The following is a 19662-nucleotide window of genomic DNA, read 5'->3' as shown; positions in this document are numbered from 1 at the left end:
GAGGTTTGTGATTATTGATTCGGAATAATATTCTAAAAGTGTTGATTTGGGTTATTTTTTATTTTTAAACACCAAACGGACACTTAATTATTAAGTGTCTGTTTGGCTGTTGTACAGGCTGAAATTTTACTATTGTTTTGTGGTGTAATCAATTGTGAAACACAACAAAATTAAAACCATGAAAAAAGTTTTAGCATTAGTAATCGCATTAGTAAGCTTTGCTTCAGTAAGTATGGCGTCAGATCGTTCTCCAGTATCTTATTCTTTTAAAGCGTCAACAGATCACAAAGCAGCATTCCTACGTTTGAGTAACGTATCAGGCGAGAAAGTAGACTACTACATCTCAGACGAAGCTGGTAACCTTTACCTACACAAAACAATTGTAGATGTAAAATCAGCAAACGAAGTATTGAACTTCTCACATTTACCAGCAGGAGAGTATGTATTTACTATGGAATTTGCTGACAGAAGAGTAATCAAGATGTTCAACATCAATGATGACAGAGTAGCAGTAATGAAAGGTCACAAGATGGTGATGAAAGACAAACCATTTATCTTCCGTTTGATCGACAAAAAACTAGATGTATTGTTCGATAACTCAAATGATGAAGAAATGGCATTGGAGCTTACTGACGAAAATGGTAACCTAGTATATGCAGATACTTTCGAAGCTTCAGAAATCAAAAAGCGTTTTGACTTGAGTCGTTTGAATGGTGGTGTGTACTACTTGAAGTTATCAGGCAACAAAGTGAAATACGAAGATACTTTGGATCTGTAAATCCAGACCAAGTATCTATTCTTTGAACTAGGAAATGAAATTGTGAAGAATAGAACTTAACTAACAATGATTGAAACAGAGCAGATTCGACAACGAATCAAAGAAAGGAACCTCCATGTTGCAGTGTAACATAGGAGGTTATTTTTTTATCAAACTTTTTGTTTTAACACTCAACTGTTAATTATTCTGTATAAAAAGCCTTAGATTTGTACATCTATTTTTTTGATAAATAAGCTTAGCTATAGAATAATAATTATGAGATTTTTTTTAATACTAACAGTATTTTTATTCTCAATTAATACTTACTCACAAGCACAACAAACTTGGTATGTTTCCACGCTAGGAAGCGATTCAAATGCTGGAGATACAGAATCTAGTGCGTTATTTAGTATTCAAACTGCGATCGATGTTTCCTCGTCAGGAGATGAAATCATTGTTCTCTCAGGAACTTACACTGAAAATATTGAATACAAGGGGAAAAATGTAACCATCGAGTCTCAGAGTGGCGTTTTAGAAACAACTTTGAAGCCTTCAAATGTTTATAAATCTTTAGTGACTTTTGATATGGATGAAAGCTCTGATGCTAAATTCATAGGTTTTACACTAGAAGGAGGTGGTCAAGATACAGGAGTTGCCTTTGAAGTAGAGGGTGATGCTAGCCCAGAAATTGGAAACTGTGTCATGAAACAGTTTGGACAAGGTGCTATAACGATAAAACGAGCAGGGAATTCCTCTTTAAAAGTATTTAACTGTATCATAGCCGATAACGCTCAAGCTGTAAAGTATGAAACAAATACGGGTACACCATCATTTATACATAGCACGTTAGCTAGTAATGGAGATCATGGTTTAGATAGTAATAACCTTACATTTTATAACTCTATAGTTTATAATAATGGGACTTCCACTTCAATTTTAGGTGAATTCAATAATTGTATTCTTCAGAATACAGATACGAATTACTCGAGTAGTCATTACATAGACCCACTTCTTACTGATACATTTAGTCTTTCGAGTTTCTCACCAGCAATAGGGCTAGCTCAAAATTTTAGTTTAGGTATCGCTAAAGATATTTTTGGAGCTGAAAGAACTTATGATAGTTCAGTTTCTGCAGATATAGGTGCTGTTGAAAATGAATTGGATGAACCTGCAGAAGTACCATCAATAATCTACGTTTCAAAATCAGGTTCAGGTTCCGGAGTCGGTACACAAGACGATCCAATAAACTCGATAACTACAGCTATTAGTCTAGCCAATGATATAACCGAAAAAATCAGTGTAGCAAATGGTGTGTATTATGAAGAATTGTATATCGATAAGGATATTCATATTCAGGGAGAAGGAGATAGTGTGGTTATTGATGGATCCAACACATCAGATGGTATCGTTCAACTAAGAGATGCTAATATTCATCTAGAAAAAATTACAATATCAAATTCAAAGAAATCTCAAGGAGAAGGAGGTATAGGATTACATATTTACTCTGCATCTTCTGGTGTTTACAATGTTGAATTGAAATATCTAAAAATAATTGATAATAGTACTGGGGTATATATAGACGGTATCAACCTTGATATAAAAAACTCAATCATTTCAAATAATAAATTTGGAGGAGGTATAACTATTAAAAACTCTAGCTTTAACATAGAGAATACATTAATTTCAAGTAATGACAGTTATGGATTTGGTGCAGGTGTCTATCTAAATGAAAACATCGAAGGTACATTTGAACATGTTACTATATCACATAATACATCTGTTGCTCCCGGACCTTTTGGAGGGGGGGTATATTATTTAGACCCATTCAGTGAAGTATCTATCAATAATTGTATTGTTTATGATAACTTTAGTATTGATGACAATGCAGATACTCTAAATATTGACTTCCATCTTGACAAACTTGGACAATTTTATGTAAGTAACTCTATCATTGGAAATGCTATATTGGGTTATGATAGAGAGGTTTTTAATGATTTATGGCCAGGAGAAGGGAATATAAATGAAGACCCAAAATTTAAATCTCCATCAACAGGAGATTATAGTCTGCTTTCAGACTCCCCTGCGATGGAAGCTGGTAGTACTTCAACACTTACTTCTGACATCTTAGGAAATACTCGTCCACTTCCCGAAGGAACAAGTCCTGATATGGGAGCTTATGAAAATTTATTAGCTAAAGATACACCTTATCTAGAAGTCACTCTTATCCAACCTGCTTTATGTGCTATTGATAGTGATACCGAAGTGATATCAACTCAGGTTTCTCATTCTTCAGGTACTCCAAGCTATTCATGGACTGGACCAAACGATTTCACTTCTTCAGAACAAAACTTAGTGGGAAATATTGAAGATGGGACTTACAATCTAACTGTAACTCTAGAGGAGCTTATAGTTCAAAATAGTATTGATTATGTGGCGTATGGTACTGTACCAAAAATTTATGTTGCTACTGATGGTGATGATAATAATAATGGGAGTGAAGACAATCCTTTAGCTTCATTGGGAAAAGCACTAGAAATTCAAGGAAATGAGTGTACTGAAATAATTATTGATGAAGGTGTGTATTTAGAAAGTAAAATGTACCTATCTAACAATTTAATCATTACAGGAATTGGGGAAGTGATTTTAGATGGTAATGAAAATTGGTATATGTTTTCTGTAGGAAATGTGAGCCTCACCTTAAAAAATTTAACAATCAAAAATGTTTCAACAGTTTTATACTCCTCAACTTCAGACCCAACCCCTAATATATTAATCGATAGTTGTGAATTTTTAGATAATTATTATTCATACAGTAGTTCAGAGTGTTGTTTCTATTATGTAATCAACATTCAAGGAGGTAATCTAACAATATCTAATAGCAAGTTTACTGAGAATAACTCTAGAAGTCACACTTTTTTTACTTTAAATACAAAAACTCAAATTTATAATAGCTTATTTACAAATAATAGATCAGATGAAGGAGGTATCATTTACTTCGCCGTACCACAATTAGGGTCAAAAATTATTCATACCACTATTACACAGAATAACGTGGCAACTAACAATGGAGTATATCATTCATACTCTAACCCTGGTGAATCAGTATTTATAGGTAATTCGATAATTTATAATGAGGATGAAGTAGATATAAGTGCGTTATCAAATTTCATGGAGGTCAATAATTCGCTGATTGGTAGTGTTGAGTTGTCATCAATATTAGATGATTATGGTAATCACAATCTTTCTTCTTCCCCTCTCTTCACAGACCCCGAAAATGGAGATTTCACCCTTTCTGCTGTATCCCCAGCCATAGGAGCTGGATCTACTGAATATATGCTACCATATGATTTGGCTGGAAATCCTCGTCCTATGCCAGCGGGTACAAATCCTGATATTGGAGCTTATGAGCATGAATCAGGTGGTCCAGAATTAGGGCTTACAATCACTCAACCTGCCAATTGTAATATTGATGAAAATACAATCGTAGTTTCTTCAGAAGTGGTAAACGCAAGTGGTAGTGTTTCTTACTCATGGACAGGTCCAAATAACTTCACTTCTTCAGAACAAAATTTGGTTGGTGATATAGAAGATGGTGAATATTACTTGACTGCTTCAGTTGGAGATCAAGTAATAGAAGATAGTATTGATTATGTAGCATATGGTACTGTACCTAAAATTTATGTGGCTACTGATGGAGATGATAATAATGATGGGAGTGAAGATAGTCCTTTAGCATCAATAGAAAAAGCATTAGAATTACAAGGAAATGAATGTGTTGAAATAATTCTTAGTGAAGGTGTTTATGAGACTTCGACACTATTGGTTGATAAAAGTTTTATACTGTCATCTAACGGAAATGTTGAAATTCATGCACAAAATTTAGGAGATATTTTTTTAATTAACTCCGACAATAGTAAAGGTAATAGTTATTTGATAAGGGGTGTTACAGTAAAATACTTTGGGACAGTTGTAAGAGTTCACTATAATAATATTCAATTTGAAAATGTAAGGGTGACTAATTGTGTACCATCTAATGCAGAATATAATGTTTCTGGATTGTTTTCGTTTTTTAGATCAAATGTTACATTTCATAATACAATTATTGAAGAAAATAACTCGTTTTCACCTTTGATAGAGGCTGGAGGTAAAGGATTGTTTAGATTGATTAATTGTAAAATTGTAAATAATAGCTTTATTGAACGTGAATTCCCAGAGAATAAAACAATTATTTCCCTAAGAGAAAAAGAGGTAACCGAAATTATTAATTGCACTATTTACAATCCTTTAGCTGAGACAGAGCTTTATTTTGATCATCAATTCTTGGATCAAGTACCGACCTCTAATTTTAAAGTATTCAACTCAATTCTATATGGGGCAGAAGTTAGTATTGATATTGCTTTTAAAGAATTTTCCGATGAACTCGTTGTTAATAATAGTATAATCAAAAATTGTATTGGTTGTGACAAGTTAACAGATGATAAAGGTTTATCTTATTTATCCCCTTTCTTCGCAAACACCGAAAATGGAGACTTTACTCTTTCTGCTGAATCCCCCGCCATTGGAGCTGGTTCTCTAGATTATATGATTCCTCTTGACTTGGAGGGAAATCTTCGTCCAATGCCAGTAGGGACAAACCCAGATATTGGAGCTTATGAACATGAATCAGGTGGTCCAAAATTAGGACTTGTAATAACTCAACTTGCTAATTGTAATATAGATGATAATACAATCGTAATTTCTTCAGAAGTAGTAAATGCAAGTGGTAACGTTTCTTACTCATGGACAGGCCCAAATAGCTTTACTTCTTCAGAACAGAATTTGGTTGGTGATATTGAAGATGGTACATATTACTTGACAGCTTCAGTCGGAGATCAAGTATTAGAAGATAGTATTGATTATGTAGCTTATGGTACAGTTCCTAAGATCTATGTTGCTACTGATGGTAATGATAGTAATGATGGGAGTGAATACCATCCATTCGCTTCTTTAGAGAAAGCTGTTCAGATGAGTATAACTAATGAATGTTCTGAAATTATTATAAGTTCAGGTGAATTTTATATTGAAAAAATAGATGTACTGAACAATTTAATAATCTCTGGAAGTGAGAATACTATTTTAAATGGTAATAGTCAAAATGATTTAATATCGATATCAAGTCACTCTGATTACAGAATATTAAAGATGAAGACCTTAAGTATCACAAATTTTAAAACTCTGTTTAATGTCTATGGCGGTGATATTTATATTGATGGGGTGACATTTTATAATAATTATTTACTTACAGAGAACTCTTATGAAAGTAGTCTATTTAAATTAGAAAACAGTAATTTTCATTTACATAATACAATTATTAAAAATAATTTTTGTGATGAATCAATTTTCAGATTAACAAACACCTTTTATAACATAGAAAATTCAGTAATCTGTAATAATGTAAATATACCTTCTTCAACTCAAAGGAATATTCTTTTCTGGGCGGACTTTTTAAATGATTCAAAAATTACACATTCAACAATTACCAATAACCAGTTTCAAAGAGCTGTCCATCTTTCTCCTGTAAACTTTAACGTAGATAAATCACATATCTCTAATTCTATTATTTTTGGGCATGAAGAAGACGTATCATTCGCACCTTCAGCTGCAAACGTATTATACTCAATATTTGAAAATACTTGGTATGAAAACCAAAATGGAGATTACGGCTCAACAAACATAAACTCAGATCCCCTCTTCACAGACCCAGAAAACGGAGATTTCACTCTTTCTCCAGAATCTCCTGCTATTGGAGCTGGCTCTACTGATTATATGACACCATATGATTTGGTAGGAAATTCTCGCCCAATGCCAGCGGGGACAAATCCTGATATTGGAGCTTATGAGCATGAGTTAGGTGGAGCAGTTCAAGAATTAGCTGCTACGGTTAGTGTTTCTCCTCAAGGATGTAGTGAAGAAGATCTTTTTAGTGCTGAAATCTCTATTTATAATGGTGTTTCACCTTTTGTAGTAAGTGTGACAGGACCTAATAGCTTTACTAGTTCTAATACAACATTAGTTGATCTTGAAGTTGGAACTTATAATGTATCGATCACTGATGCGGTGGATAGTACATTTACGACTTCATTTGATATAGATGCTGATTTTGTAGGGGTAGAGGTAGATGTTCAGAATGCAACCTGTGATCAGAGTGTTGGTTCTTTAAGGATTACAAGTGCAATACCTAGTGGTGTTACTTTTTATTGGGAAGATCAGAATAATGTAAAGTATTACGACTCTAATTTGAGTGACCTATCACCGGGGCAATATAAGTTAGTTGTTATTGATTCTAGAGTAGATTGTACTTATGAAGAGACTTATGAAGTAGGTGTTGCTGATCCAATTCCAAATTTCGCAATTTCAGTACAAGGAGCTGCAATTTATTGTGCAAATGAATCTCCTCAAACTACTTTAGATGCAGGAAGTGGCTATGATAGTTATTCTTGGTATATCAAAACTGAAACGGATCCTGTTTGGAAATTTTGGAGTACTTCTCAAAGTATTACAGCACATACATTTGCTGATTACAAAGTACAAGTTTCAAAAGATGATCAATGTGGAATAGACTATTTTAAAGTTGAAAAATACGCAACATATAATGATCAAATTTTAGAAGGCGTTACAGTCGACTTAGAGCTAAATAAAAATAAAGTCTTTTGGAGTAAACCGGAAGGTCAAAGAATCGCTTCTTACAACATTTATAGGAAAAAAGGTTTAGGTGCTTTTGAAAAAATTGGAAGTGTAGCGCATAGTGATAATTCTGAATTTATAGATCAAGATGCTGATCCATTTGGTGATGAAGGCTATTCATATGCTATTTCGGTAATTGATGATTGTGGTTTAGAATCTGAAATAAGCGATGAAAATCGTAGTATTTTCTTGTCTTACTATAAAGATGTAAATGGTAATATTGTATTGAGCTTTGCTAAGCTACTTAATAGCGACCATCTCCAATTTTATCGAATTCTTCGAGGAAGTACTTATGCTGACTTAAAAGAAATCGGGACAAAGCCAGCCAACTTTTTAGATTCTTTCATTGATGAGAGCCCTAAAATAAATGAACGAATTTATGTGGTAGAAGCTATTTTAAATTCTGGAAAAGGAGTTCCTTATTCAATTACATCTAATCCTGTGTTTATCAGTAGTTCATCACTTTCAAGAAGAGGAAGTTGGGCTGAAACAGCTGTGGATATTTACCCGAACCCAACTCAAGATAAATTTACATTTGAATTAGAAGATGAATTGGGAGAATATCATTTAAGGTTATTAGACTTGAATGGAGGAGTGGCAAGAGATTTTGGTACTTTTAGTGATGCGAAGGTCGAGGTAAGTACTAACGGTTTAATAAAAGGAATGTATATTCTGTCTATTGTTACTGAAGCAGAGGCTTTAAATGTTAGACTGATTATTGAGTAGAGCATTTTTTAATTTTAGAACAAGAATTTTTTACAGATATCATGAAAAAAGTAATTGGAATCTTAAGTTTTTTAATGATAACGGCTTGTTTTCAAGTGCAAGCTCAATTCCAAAATAAACTTTCACTGAATGTGTCTTATAATCATATGCAAAACTCATCGATGTTGGGGAATACAGATATTCCTTTAGATGAAGTAGCTAGTGGTTTTAGTATTGGAGTTCAGTATAATAATCATCCTTCATGGTCTTTAGAAACAATCGTGAGATCAACTCTAATGACCAAGGCTTATGAAAATAAATACCAGTTAGGTGGTTTTGATTTTATCGAAAAAGAAAAAGCTGAGTATCACACTATTGATATAGGTTTTTCTCCTAAACTATATTTCAACCCTAGAAGTAAACTAAGGTTTTATATGTTTAGTGAAGCTCAGTTGAATATAAATTACCTTTTTACAAATACTTCAGAGTTTTCAAGAGAGGGTGAAGAAATTACTCAACCGTTATCCTTGGAAGAGGATGATAGTGTGATTAATCTGAGTATTTATCCTGGTTTAGGATTAGATTATACATTTACAAATAATTTCGGGGCATTTGTGCAAGGAGGATATGCGTTTGGGTGGTATGCTATGCCTCAAGTTCAAATTGGAGCTAGAATTAGTATCCTAAAATCGAAATCGTTGTAATATGAAACAAATAAGTATATTATTTTTTGCACTAGTCTTCGGAGCATTAAAATTGAGTGCTCAAGAAGTGAATCTGAAGCAATTTATTTCTGTGAAAGGTGAAATGGCTACAAGTTTAGCTTATAGTCCTGATGGAAAAATGCTTGCTTCAGCAATTTTTGATAATAAAATCGTTGTAACAGACACTAAGTTAGGTGAGAAACTTTTTGAATATAAGTTGAAAGGTACACCGCTATCAGTGAAATTTTCCCCTGATGGGAAATACTTAGTTTCTGCAGGGAAAGATGCTCGTATTACGGTATATAATTTAGAAAACTCAACAATTGAGTATGTTTTAAAAAGTCATAAACATGATGTGACATCAATTGATATAGATCCTAAAAGTGAATTCATTGTAAGTGCTTCTAAAGACAAGTCTGTAAAAGTTTGGAAATTGGGAGAAACTACTCCATTGACTTCCTTTACAGATGCAATTGGACAAGTAAACTCTGTAGCATTTCATCCTGTGGGTTCTTCCATTATTGCGGGAGACTCAAAAGGAATATTATATAAATGGGATATTGAAAGAAACTTCCTTAAAGCTAAGTTTAAGGCTCACAATGGTTGGATTAGAAAAGTTGCTTTTAGTCCTAATGGACAACATATTCTCAGTGGAGGTGACGATAAACTGATTAATGTTTATAGCTCACATGATCATGATTTGGTAAATGCTTACCGTATTCATAAAAACTGGGTACAAACTTTTGCAATCAGCAAAGACAGTCGTTATCTGTTAAGTGGCTCACATGATGGCTATTTAGTTTTAATGGAAATCGAAACAGGGTGTATTGTTTTCAAATCCGAAAAACAGAAAGATTATATTTTAGCCGTTGATTTTGCTCCAAATGCCAATCAATTTGCTAGTGCTGTACTATTCTCTCCTAAAGTAAATGTTTGGGATGTTTTAGATATGAATCTAGATCAGCAAAGTATAGAGATTGCAGAAAGATTAAAAAATCGCTTAATCAAAGCTCCTTCAGTTTCATTTACCCAAAAAGACTCAACTACAGCGACTGAGATGTTCTCCTTAGAGTATGAAGTGGCATCAGAAATGTGGATCGATAAAATCTTCATCAAGAAAAATGGAAAAATTCTTTATAAAGAGAGCTGGAATGATATTAAAAACGATATTTCTGAAGAAGAAAACTCTTTTGTTTTTACAGGGAAAAAGAGTCTATTATTGAGCGAAGGTGAGAATTTATATCAGGTTATAGCAACTAATGCAGTTGGAGAAACAGAGCTAGCAAGTCCTAAAATTAATTACGTAAAACCTGTTTTGGTAGAGGAAACGGTGATTGCAACAGTTGAAGAAATTTCACTAACTGAAGAAGTTGCTACAAGTAAGAATCAATTAGAAGTAGTGAATGTAGGGCCTGCATTTACATTTGAGTATGATTCTACAATGCCAACAAATCCATACCGTTTTGCACTGGTGATCGGGAATGAAAACTATCATGCTTATCAAACAGGATTAGAGGCTGAGTCAGATGTGCCATTTGCTCATAATGATGCTCAAAGCTTTTATGATTTTGCATTAGCTCATTTGGGTGTTCCTCAAGAAAACATGATCTTCTTAAAAGATGCTCGTTACATCGAAATGATGAAAGCTGTCAAGAAATTGGTTGGAGTGTCGGAAATGTTGGAGGGAAAAGCTGAAATCTTTTTCTATTATGCAGGTCATGGTTTCCCTGATGAAAAAACGAAAGAACCATATTTAATTCCAGTAGATGGTTCTGCAACAGATTTAGAGTTTTCGGCTATAAAACTTGATTATTTATATGAACAATTGACTGTTCACAATACAAAGAGAGCAACGGCGTTCATTGATGCATGTTTTAGTGGAGGTGCTCGTGAGACAGGACTTTTAGCCTCAAGAGGATTTAAAGTAACGCCAAAGGAACAGGATATAACAAAGAATTTGATTGTATTTACAGCAAGTAGCGGTGATCAGTCAAGTTTGCCATATAAAGAAAAAAGACATGGACTTTTCACTTATTTCTTGATGGATAAATTTCAAGAGACAAAAGGTGAGATTTCTTATAAAGAACTGTCGGATTACTTGACGGAGACTGTAGGTGTGAAGTCATTTATGATTAACAACAAAAAGCAGGTTCCTCAGACTAATATTAGTCCTGAAATAGAGGGTGAATGGGAATCTTGGACTTTCAAATAAAAAGTGAAATGAAAGACACAATTTCATTATTTGGAAACAGCTTTCAAGTAAATACTATTTCTGGGAAAGCTACTGATTTAAAAATAAAATCTGTTAGAAATAATAATCGACTATCTGATTTAGAGTATAAGTATGTAAATAATTCAACGCTTTGGTTAGTTGATAATCAAGGGAATGAAGTCCCTATAAGTATAAGACAAGATCTTTCCAATTTTATAAGAACTAACCACGAATTAACTTTTCTTCAATTTGGGAAATATTATTTGGCTGTTATTAATCATACTACAAAACGTTGGCGATACTTATATCCATCAAGTCCTTTAGAAAGAATGTCTTTGTTGGCAATAATTAGACCTTTAAAAGAAAGTCAAAGAGTCAGAACTACTAAAATGGTGGTTTTGATTTCACTATTATTATCTATGTTTTTGTCTTATAAAAATGTAGGTGGTTTTTCTTCTTTAATATTTGGGGGCGTGATAGGAGTGTTAGTTGGAGCACTATGGAGTAGCGCTGTTTACATTCATTTTTATTTCACAGGAGATAGTTACATGAAAAAGCTATTTGGTTCTAAGATTGATTCAATAGCTAAAAGAATACTTCTAGAACGAGAAAAAAATTGAAATAAAAAAAGCCTTAGATTATTCAATATCTAAGGCTTTTTTTATTAACTGATGAATTATTTAATCCTAGAATTCTGCTGACTGTGGGAATCTTGGGAAAGGAATTACGTCACGAATGTTACCCATTCCTGTAACGAATAAGATCAGACGCTCAAAACCAAGACCGAACCCTGAGTGAGGAGCTGTACCAAACTTACGAAGCTCCAAGTACCACCATAGGTCTTCTTGAGGAACATCCATTTCAACCATTCTCTGAACTAGTTTGTCATAGTCAGTTTCTCTTTCAGAACCACCTACAATTTCACCAATACCTGGGAAAAGAACGTCCATTGCTCCTACAGTTTTTCCATCCTCATTTTGCTTCATATAGAAAGCTTTAATGTCTTTAGGATAATCAGTAAGGATAACTGGCTTTTTATATTCTTTTTCAACCAAGTAACGCTCATGCTCAGACTGAAGGTCAATACCCCATTCAACGGTGTATTTGAATTTCTTCTTCTTGTGCATTTTTGAGTTCAACAATACGTCGATAGCCTCAGAGTATGTCAAACGCTCAAATTCATTTTCAACAACAAACTTCAAACGATCAAGCAAACCTAATTCCGAACGTTCTGCTTGAGGCTTTGATTTCTGCTCTTGTGCATATCTTTGATCTAAGAATGCAAGGTCATCAGCACAGTGTTCCATTGCATAGTTGATCAAATACTTCAACATTTCCTCAACCAAGTCCATATTGTCCTTTAGATTGTAGAATGCCATTTCTGGCTCAATCATCCAGAACTCAGCAAGGTGACGAGTTGTGTTTGAGTTTTCTGCACGGAAAGTAGGACCAAAAGTATAAACTTCACCAAGAGACATTGCCCCAACTTCAGCTTCCAATTGTCCCGATACAGTAAGGTTTGTTTCTTTCGCAAAGAAATCCTTTGAGAAATCTAGCTTCCCTTCTTCTGTACGAGCAGGATTATCCAAATCCATTGTAGTTACTCGGAAAGTTTCACCAGCACCTTCAGCATCTGAAGCAGTGATCACTGGCGTGTGCATATAAGCAAATCCTTTGTCGTTAAAGAATTTGTGGATACCGTATGCCAAGTGATGACGAACACGCATAACCGCAGAAATTGTGTTTGTACGTGGACGCAAGTGTGCTTTTTCTCTCAAGAATTCCAAAGAGTGTTTCTTTGGTTGCAATGGGTATTCTTCAGGATCAGCATCTCCTAAGATCTCAATGCTTTCAGCTTTGATCTCGATACGCTGACCTTTACCCATTGATTCATGTATTTCTCCATCAACAGAAATAGCTGCTCCTGTTGTGATTCTTTTCAACAAATTCTCGTCTGTATTCTGAAAATCAACAACGGCTTGGATATTATTGATAGTTGAGCCATCATTAATGGCGATAAACTGATTATTACGGAAGGTTCTTACCCATCCTTTTACATTAACTTTGCTACCGATTTCTCCTTGAGCAATTAGCTCTTTGATTTTCGTTCTTCTCACTTTTGCAAAAAGTTTAAGGTTTACAAAATAAAGCCGACAACTTTAGAAAAAGTCATGACTTTACAGACGATTTAAACAATAAAACCCTCTATTGAGGGTCGATCATTCAAATTTAGAAAAAAATAATTTTAGCTATAACAGTCTTGTCAGAAAATTAAGGCTATGTTGTTAAAGTTTAATACTTTCTAAAGATTCAGAGTTAAAATTAGAGAAGGTGTTGAGCAAATAAGGGGTTTAATGAAAAATCTTCTAAATCACTCCATGACAAAAAAGTGGTCACCGTAGAGCAGTTTTCAGGACAAGAATAATCATCGCCATAAAAATAGATTCCCTCTTTTGCGATACAGAATTGTTTGTACACTGAATATCGGTTACAGTAACAGCTCGATTTTTCCATGATTAGACTCAGAATTGAACTACGTAGGTTATCCGTTTCAATATCAAAAATGCTCTTGATTTTTAAGATTTTATTGTTCTTCAAGTCAAAGTTAAGTGTCGATACTTTTTCTTTCTCGCTTGCTTCTCCATGATAGAATAATGTATTTATGAATTTTAGACTCAGAATAGATTCTGACAAGTAAACGACTTCATAAGAAAGGTTGAAATAACTAAAACCGTTTTGGTTTACTTTTTTTGAACGTTTTTTATGCTGATGTTGAAAATCTTTTAAAGCTGAAGTCATGATAGATTGAATACTAAGATTGAGCTTGTGGCTTTTATTCTCGTTATCAATCAAAAAATACGGATATTCTATATGTAAATCGTAAAGTTCGTTGGCACTATGTTTTTTGAATTTTTGATGTATATAAGTCGGCGCTTCTTCGCTTGTTGTATATGTTGTTGAATAAAATAAAGGTAATAGGTATGTAATGATAGATATCAGAAAATGCATCGCTCAAAAATAAGTTGAGTACGTCCTTAATTATAAAATAGGAAAATGAGGTGACGAGCATTCATGATTAATACCACTGTATACTTAAAGAATTATCTACAATGAAGTTCAATCAGATGAATGCTTTCTAATGAGCCTTTATTTCTGGCTTCTTTCCATAAATTACAGGCTTTTTTAGCTTCTCCCAAGTTCGCTAAGTTTTTTCCCTTTAAAATTATAGGGTCTACCGCTTCAGGTCGCAAATAAAGTGCCCAATCCAATGCTTCCAAAGATGCTTTGTATCTTTCTAGTTCAAAATACATTTCTGCTTTTTTCAGAAAAATCTGATAATGAAGTTCTGGAGTTTTTTGAGGAGGGACTAAGATCGCATAGGCTTTGCCATATTTTTTTTCATAATCTTCCACAATTAACTCCGTTGCCCGATCCATATACCTTAATCCAATATCTTTTTGATTGAACTGATAAAACATAATTGAGGCAATTTCATTGTGAGCATCTAAGTTCTGTGGTTTCTTATTTATCAGAATATATAAAGTATTTAAGGCTTGAATGTAATCTCCTTGCAGTTGCTGACATTTTGAGCGTTTTATTAACCACTTATAATCCATATTTGGGTCGTAGTCCTCAATTATTGAAATGGATTCCACAACCTGCCCGTATTCATTAACCTTGAATAAAGAGTCTGTATAATTGGCTAAAGAATCTAAGATTTGTGTTTTTAGAAGTATGGCATCTGAAAACTCTGGAACGGAAGTAATGATGCTGTCTACATCATGCAGTGCACTCGAGAAGTTTCTGTGACTTACATAACTATTGATTTCTTTAAAGATAATATCCTTCTGAGCACTCATTTTCTCAATTTTTCGCATTCGATGGTATTCCATTCCCATTGAAAAAAAGACAGAAATAAGTATAAAAGATAAAATAGAGAGAAAAATTATGCGAGTCGTTTGTCGCTCTTGTTTAAGTCTTTGCTCATAAGTTGAACTTCCTGCCTCGTAATTAGTCTCATGTGAATATGAAGGAGATTGGCTATAACTCTGATGAAAATATGGAGATGTATGTGTCGACTGATTTTGAGAACTCAAATAAGACTGATACTGTCTTTGAGCATCATAATACATTTTTTTCTGAGGATCAGATAAAACACTATAAGCCTCATTAATCACTTTAAAGATTTCTTCGGCAGCTTTATTTTCTGGGTGTTTATCTGGATGATATTGTAATGCTAATTTTTTGAAAGCTTTCTTGATTTCTTGTGGGCTAGCATTTTCAGATATATGAAGAATTGAATATAGATCAATCATATGTAGTCTAGATGGCTTTTCCCTGTCATTAGCCTTTTAAAATATATTTAATCTACTAAATCAGAATGACTTATGGAAGAGCGTTATTTATGAGTAAAAGTTAGTTAGTTTACCTCTTTCGAACAGCACAAAGTCACGCTTAGTTTCCCTACTTTAATTTGACAATTGTCTGATCTAGAAAAATAACTTAACTTTAAAGTGAGGCAATAGTATTATTACAAGTTGGGAGAGAATATATGAATACTTTACTAAGACAAGCTAGATACTTTTTACTGGGCTTTTTTTGTCTATTGAATTTGACTTTATATGCTGAATATAGAGGCGAATCCTTTATTTATGGACAAATAAGAACCTCTGATGGTGAAAAAATTGAAGGCTTTATTGAGCTTTTAGGCGCTGATCAGTGGGATGATATGCTTGTTGCTGATAAAGATGCTCCTAATTTCTTTGTCGACCGTCTTGGCATCGCCTCAAAACTTTCCTATTACCGCGAACAAAATAAAGCTACAACACTTGGTGTTTCTCGAGAGTGGAATACTGAAACTGAACCTCAAAAGTTTGAGTTTTTAAGTTCTTTATGGAGTGCAATGATTTCTAGTGATTCTCCAGAGGCAAGTATTCCTTTTATTATCCAATGGGGACATATCAAAAGAATTGAAGTACATGAAGATTTGTGTTCAATATTCCTTAAAAATGGGAATAATCATTTTGTGAAATTAGATGCTTCTCAGCAGTTGATTCTTTCTACAAAATGGGGTGATCAGGTAATGAGTTTTCAGAATGTTGAATCTATCGATTTTGAACGTCCTCCGAAGAAGATTTATCCTTCAGATAAATTGAATTATCATGGTACTGTTTTTACGAAACATGGTGTGTTTGAAGGTAATCTAGAGTTTTTGACAAGCTCTGAAAATTTGTATTGGTTAGACGAAGATGTACAAGCAATAGAGGTTGATCATACTGGTATGGTTTTGATTGATGGAAGTCAAAATAAGAGAAGCCGAAAAACTATTGATCTAAACAGCGTTTCTCTAGAAGTTAAAAACTACAATTGGGGTATTTTGGAAATTCCTTTCTCTGAAATTAAGAGTATCCAAATGGAGAATGGTTTGGATGATTTGGGAGGTCATTTTGAAAGGTATAAAAGTGAAAGAGGAATCTTTGCGACTGTACTGACTAAAAATGGGACTAAATTCAGTGGATATACAGTTTATGACCTCAACAAAACTGAAAGTATTGAAGTGTTGAGAGGAGTAGATGAAAAAATGCTGTACCAAATTCCTATTCAGAAAATCTCTAAAATTGAGCCTAATAACTTCAAGTTTACTGTGGTCGAGCTTAAATCTGGAAGAAAGTTGATGTTAGGTCAATCGCCCGATGTGAGTATTAGTAATCAAGGTTTGTTGCTCTATAAAGATCGTAAACTGGAAAAAGGTCAACAATACATACAATGGAGTGATATAGATGTGATTTATTTCGAATAAGTAGTGTTTAAATTATTTTATATTCACATTTCTTAAAAATAAATTTTAATCACTCTTTCTCTTTTTGATTATTTTCGCAATCATTAAATAACATCGTATTTATTAAAGTTTTCGATTGCAGGAAATAATAACACATATTAAAACCAAATTTTCATTCAAATCAGCTCTTCTTTGGAGTCTTGTTCTGCTATATCTAAATATTAGTATAGATGGAACATACCATTCTGCTGTGAATAATCATATTAATACTTATGATACGGTAGTGGAGTGGGTACTAGAATATTTGATGGAAAAAGACAATGCTATTCCTGAATCGTCAGAACAAGACCAGCAACAATCAAATCAGCTTCTCAAAAAAATAGCTGTTTTTTCTAAACTGACACTAATTGAGATTCTCACTTTTGAAACTGTAATTGAAAATAAGAAATATGGTTTTCAGAAGAATCAGATATTTAAATCTTTAGCGCAAACACCTCCTTACAAGCCTCCTCAGGTCATTTGTTAATCATCCGAATTCAAGCATTTATTTAATGCTTCTGTTTTTTTACTGATTAATAAATTTTTCAAATCACATGACTAAGTTTTTTTATACAACATTGTTCGCAATGATGTTGTCTGGCTATGCTTTTGCCCAAACTAATATTACAGCAGAGGATTCTCTACACTTGGAGAGAAGAGATTTACCAGCTAAAATTCTTCACGCAGAACCACTTTATATCGATTTGATTCGAGATTTAGGAGCTAGAAAAGGCGAAAAAGAGTGGAATGTTGGTTTTGGTTTAACAGATCATAGAGATTATGATGCTTACGAAGCATTAGTAGAATATGAATGGGCACCGATTGATCGTTTAGGTTTGGAAGTTGAAGTTCCGTTTACATTTTATTCTTCTAACGGGAATGCTGAAACAACTCCATCCAATCGAATTGAGTCTTTGAAATTGGCAACACAATGGACATTTCTAGTTTCTGAAAAGCACCTCACTTCTATGGCATTTGGTTACATTCATGAGTTTGCTTTTGTTGACTTAAATAGAATGAATGGCAGAGATATACTACAAGGTCAAGTATTCAATCCATTTTTGATTGCTGCTAAGAATTGGGATAATAATTTTCATACACTACTTTATACTGGTCCTGTATTCCATAAAGCATGGGGCGGAAATGAATGGCACAGCCAGTATGAAATCAATAGTAACTTCCATTATATGATACCAAATACACGTAATTTTATAGGTGTAGAGGTGAATAAGGTATTGGAAAGAGATAATTTTGATATGGTAATTCGTCCTCAAATGCGTGTAGAAATTTCAGAGCAACTAATGATAGGTATTGTAACAGGAATTCCTGTGAGTAAAGAACATGAGCGATTTAGTTCTTTTCTAAGGTTGATTTACGAACCAAGCCATTAATTGATTAGAAATTGATCAAAGACGACAACAGCCTACAAGTATTTTATCTTGAAGGCTGTTGTTTTTTTAACCGAATGCTTCATTAATAAAAAAGCTAAACTAAACACCATATTTTTAAGAATCATCATGAAAAAGTAACCGATAATTGACATTCATTTTTAAATCCATTCAGTATTTTTTTTCCCTTTAAACAATTACCCCTTAAATTTGTATTCTTAATCATACTGAACAGTGAATTATCTAGGAGATAATTCCTGGTAATCTTGGATTAATTATCATGCTGACTCAAGAAGTAAAAAATAAAGTGCAAGAATTAGGCTATGCAGAAGCTCCAGTGGAAGGCTTGGATTTGGTTGCAGAAATCAAAAAGCTAAAGGAGGAAAAAAATGCAGTCCTTTTGGCGCACTACTATCAAAGACCTGAAATTCAGGATTTGGCTGATTTTGTAGGAGATAGCTTGGCTTTGGCTCAAAAAGCGGCTGAAACAGATGCAGACATTATTATGTTTGCGGGGGTACACTTTATGGCTGAAACAGCTAAAATCATCAACCCTGAAAAAACTGTTATTCTACCAGATCTTAATGCAGGATGTTCATTGGCAGAGTCTGCTCCTGCAGATAAGTTTAAAGAGTTTGTAGAAGCTCACCCAGATCATACGGTGATCACTTACATCAACTCTTCAGCAGAAGTAAAAGCATATACAGATATCACTGTGACGTCAACAAATGCTTTGAAAATTGTTGAGAGTCTTCCAAAAGATGAAAAAATCATCTTTGCACCAGATAAAAATCTTGGAGCATACATCATGAAGGAGACAGGTCGTGAAATGTTGCTTTGGGATGGTGCTTGTGTAGTTCATGAAGCATTTGCTTTTGACCGTATCATGGAGTTGAAAGCTCGTCATCCAGAATCGCAAATCATTGCACACCCAGAATCTGATATGACATTGCTTAGAGCTGCATCTTTTGTCGGTTCTACAGCTGCTTTATTGAAGTATGTACAGGAAGATGAAGGTGAATCTTACATTGTGGCTACTGAAGCTGGTATTCTTCATAAAATGGCTCAATCAGTTCCTCATAAAGAATTGATTCCTGCGCCAACAGATGAAAATAACACTTGTGCTTGTAGTGAGTGTCATTTCATGAAAATGAACACTTTGGAAAAAGTATATTCTTGTTTGAAATATGAATATCCTTCGGTAGATGTACCTGAAGATATCAGAATTAAAGCTAAGAGCTCTATTGAACGTATGTTCGAGTTATCTTAAAGATATTTCAAGGCTGAATGAACGTCTTTCAGTTTATTCAGCCTTATTTTTTTCCTTTCCCCCAATTATTCCTTTTAAGGCATCA

Annotated in this window: 12 protein-coding genes; 9 read left to right on the top strand and 3 right to left on the bottom strand. The window is 33.8% G+C overall.

All coding sequences use genetic code 11. The features are described from left to right. Positions 1-178 precede the first annotated feature (178 nt). From BC781_RS09030 to BC781_RS09010, 5 genes are all read left to right on the top strand, one after another. On the top strand, positions 179-778 hold the full coding sequence (locus tag BC781_RS09030) for a T9SS type A sorting domain-containing protein (RefSeq protein ID WP_109616914.1): 600 nt from the start codon (positions 179-181) through the stop codon (positions 776-778). A gap of 255 nt (positions 779-1033) precedes the next feature. Then, the gene (locus tag BC781_RS09025; protein WP_109616913.1) at positions 1034-8206 is read left to right on the top strand and encodes a choice-of-anchor Q domain-containing protein; all 7173 of its coding nucleotides are present in this window, start codon (positions 1034-1036) and stop codon (positions 8204-8206) included. A 41-nt stretch (positions 8207-8247) separates the two neighbouring features. Beyond that, on the top strand, positions 8248-8889 hold the full coding sequence (locus tag BC781_RS09020) for a hypothetical protein (RefSeq protein WP_109616912.1): 642 nt from the start codon (positions 8248-8250) through the stop codon (positions 8887-8889). A gap of 1 nt (position 8890) precedes the next feature. Further along, positions 8891-11101, top strand: coding sequence for a caspase family protein (locus BC781_RS09015; protein ID WP_109616911.1), 2211 nt, complete (start codon positions 8891-8893; stop codon positions 11099-11101). Positions 11102-11109: 8 nt separating this feature from the next. Then, positions 11110-11721: a hypothetical protein gene (locus tag BC781_RS09010; RefSeq protein ID WP_146201655.1), complete on the top strand. Its 612-nt coding sequence runs from the start codon at positions 11110-11112 to the stop codon at positions 11719-11721. Positions 11722-11787: 66 nt separating this feature from the next. Here the strand turns inward: BC781_RS09010 and asnS are convergent, their stop codons facing one another. The 3 genes from asnS to BC781_RS25825 form a co-directional block, all read right to left on the bottom strand. After that, on the bottom strand, positions 11788-13218 hold the full coding sequence (gene asnS / locus BC781_RS09005) for an asparagine--tRNA ligase (protein ID WP_109616909.1): 1431 nt from the start codon (positions 13216-13218) through the stop codon (positions 11788-11790). A 205-nt stretch (positions 13219-13423) separates the two neighbouring features. After that, positions 13424-14110 carry a PdaC/SigV domain-containing protein gene (locus BC781_RS09000; RefSeq protein WP_109616908.1) on the bottom strand — a complete coding sequence of 229 codons (687 nt, stop codon included), beginning with the start codon at positions 14108-14110 and terminating at the stop codon, positions 13424-13426. Positions 14111-14202: 92 nt separating this feature from the next. Continuing rightward, positions 14203-15417: a J domain-containing protein gene (locus BC781_RS25825; RefSeq protein WP_109616907.1), complete on the bottom strand. Its 1215-nt coding sequence runs from the start codon at positions 15415-15417 to the stop codon at positions 14203-14205. Positions 15418-15653: 236 nt separating this feature from the next. On the opposite strand from BC781_RS25825, the gene BC781_RS08990 reads away from it, so the two are divergent. The 4 genes from BC781_RS08990 to nadA all read left to right on the top strand — a co-directional run bounded on the left by BC781_RS08990 (position 15654) and on the right by nadA (position 19577). Then, positions 15654-16901, top strand: coding sequence for a hypothetical protein (locus tag BC781_RS08990; protein ID WP_109616906.1), 1248 nt, complete (start codon positions 15654-15656; stop codon positions 16899-16901). A gap of 229 nt (positions 16902-17130) precedes the next feature. Next, positions 17131-17406 carry a hypothetical protein gene (locus BC781_RS08985; protein WP_146201654.1) on the top strand — a complete coding sequence of 92 codons (276 nt, stop codon included), beginning with the start codon at positions 17131-17133 and terminating at the stop codon, positions 17404-17406. A 67-nt stretch (positions 17407-17473) separates the two neighbouring features. Then, positions 17474-18310 carry an HAEPLYID family protein gene (locus BC781_RS08980; RefSeq protein ID WP_109616904.1) on the top strand — a complete coding sequence of 279 codons (837 nt, stop codon included), beginning with the start codon at positions 17474-17476 and terminating at the stop codon, positions 18308-18310. A 277-nt stretch (positions 18311-18587) separates the two neighbouring features. Next, the gene (gene nadA / locus BC781_RS08975; protein WP_109616903.1) at positions 18588-19577 is read left to right on the top strand and encodes a quinolinate synthase NadA; all 990 of its coding nucleotides are present in this window, start codon (positions 18588-18590) and stop codon (positions 19575-19577) included. Positions 19578-19662: the final 85 nt, after the last annotated feature.

It is taken from the genome of Sediminitomix flava, from assembly GCF_003149185.1.
Taxonomy (GTDB): Bacteria; Bacteroidota; Bacteroidia; order Cytophagales; family Flammeovirgaceae; genus Sediminitomix; species Sediminitomix flava.
This window is presented reverse-complemented; position numbering and strand designations above follow the sequence as displayed.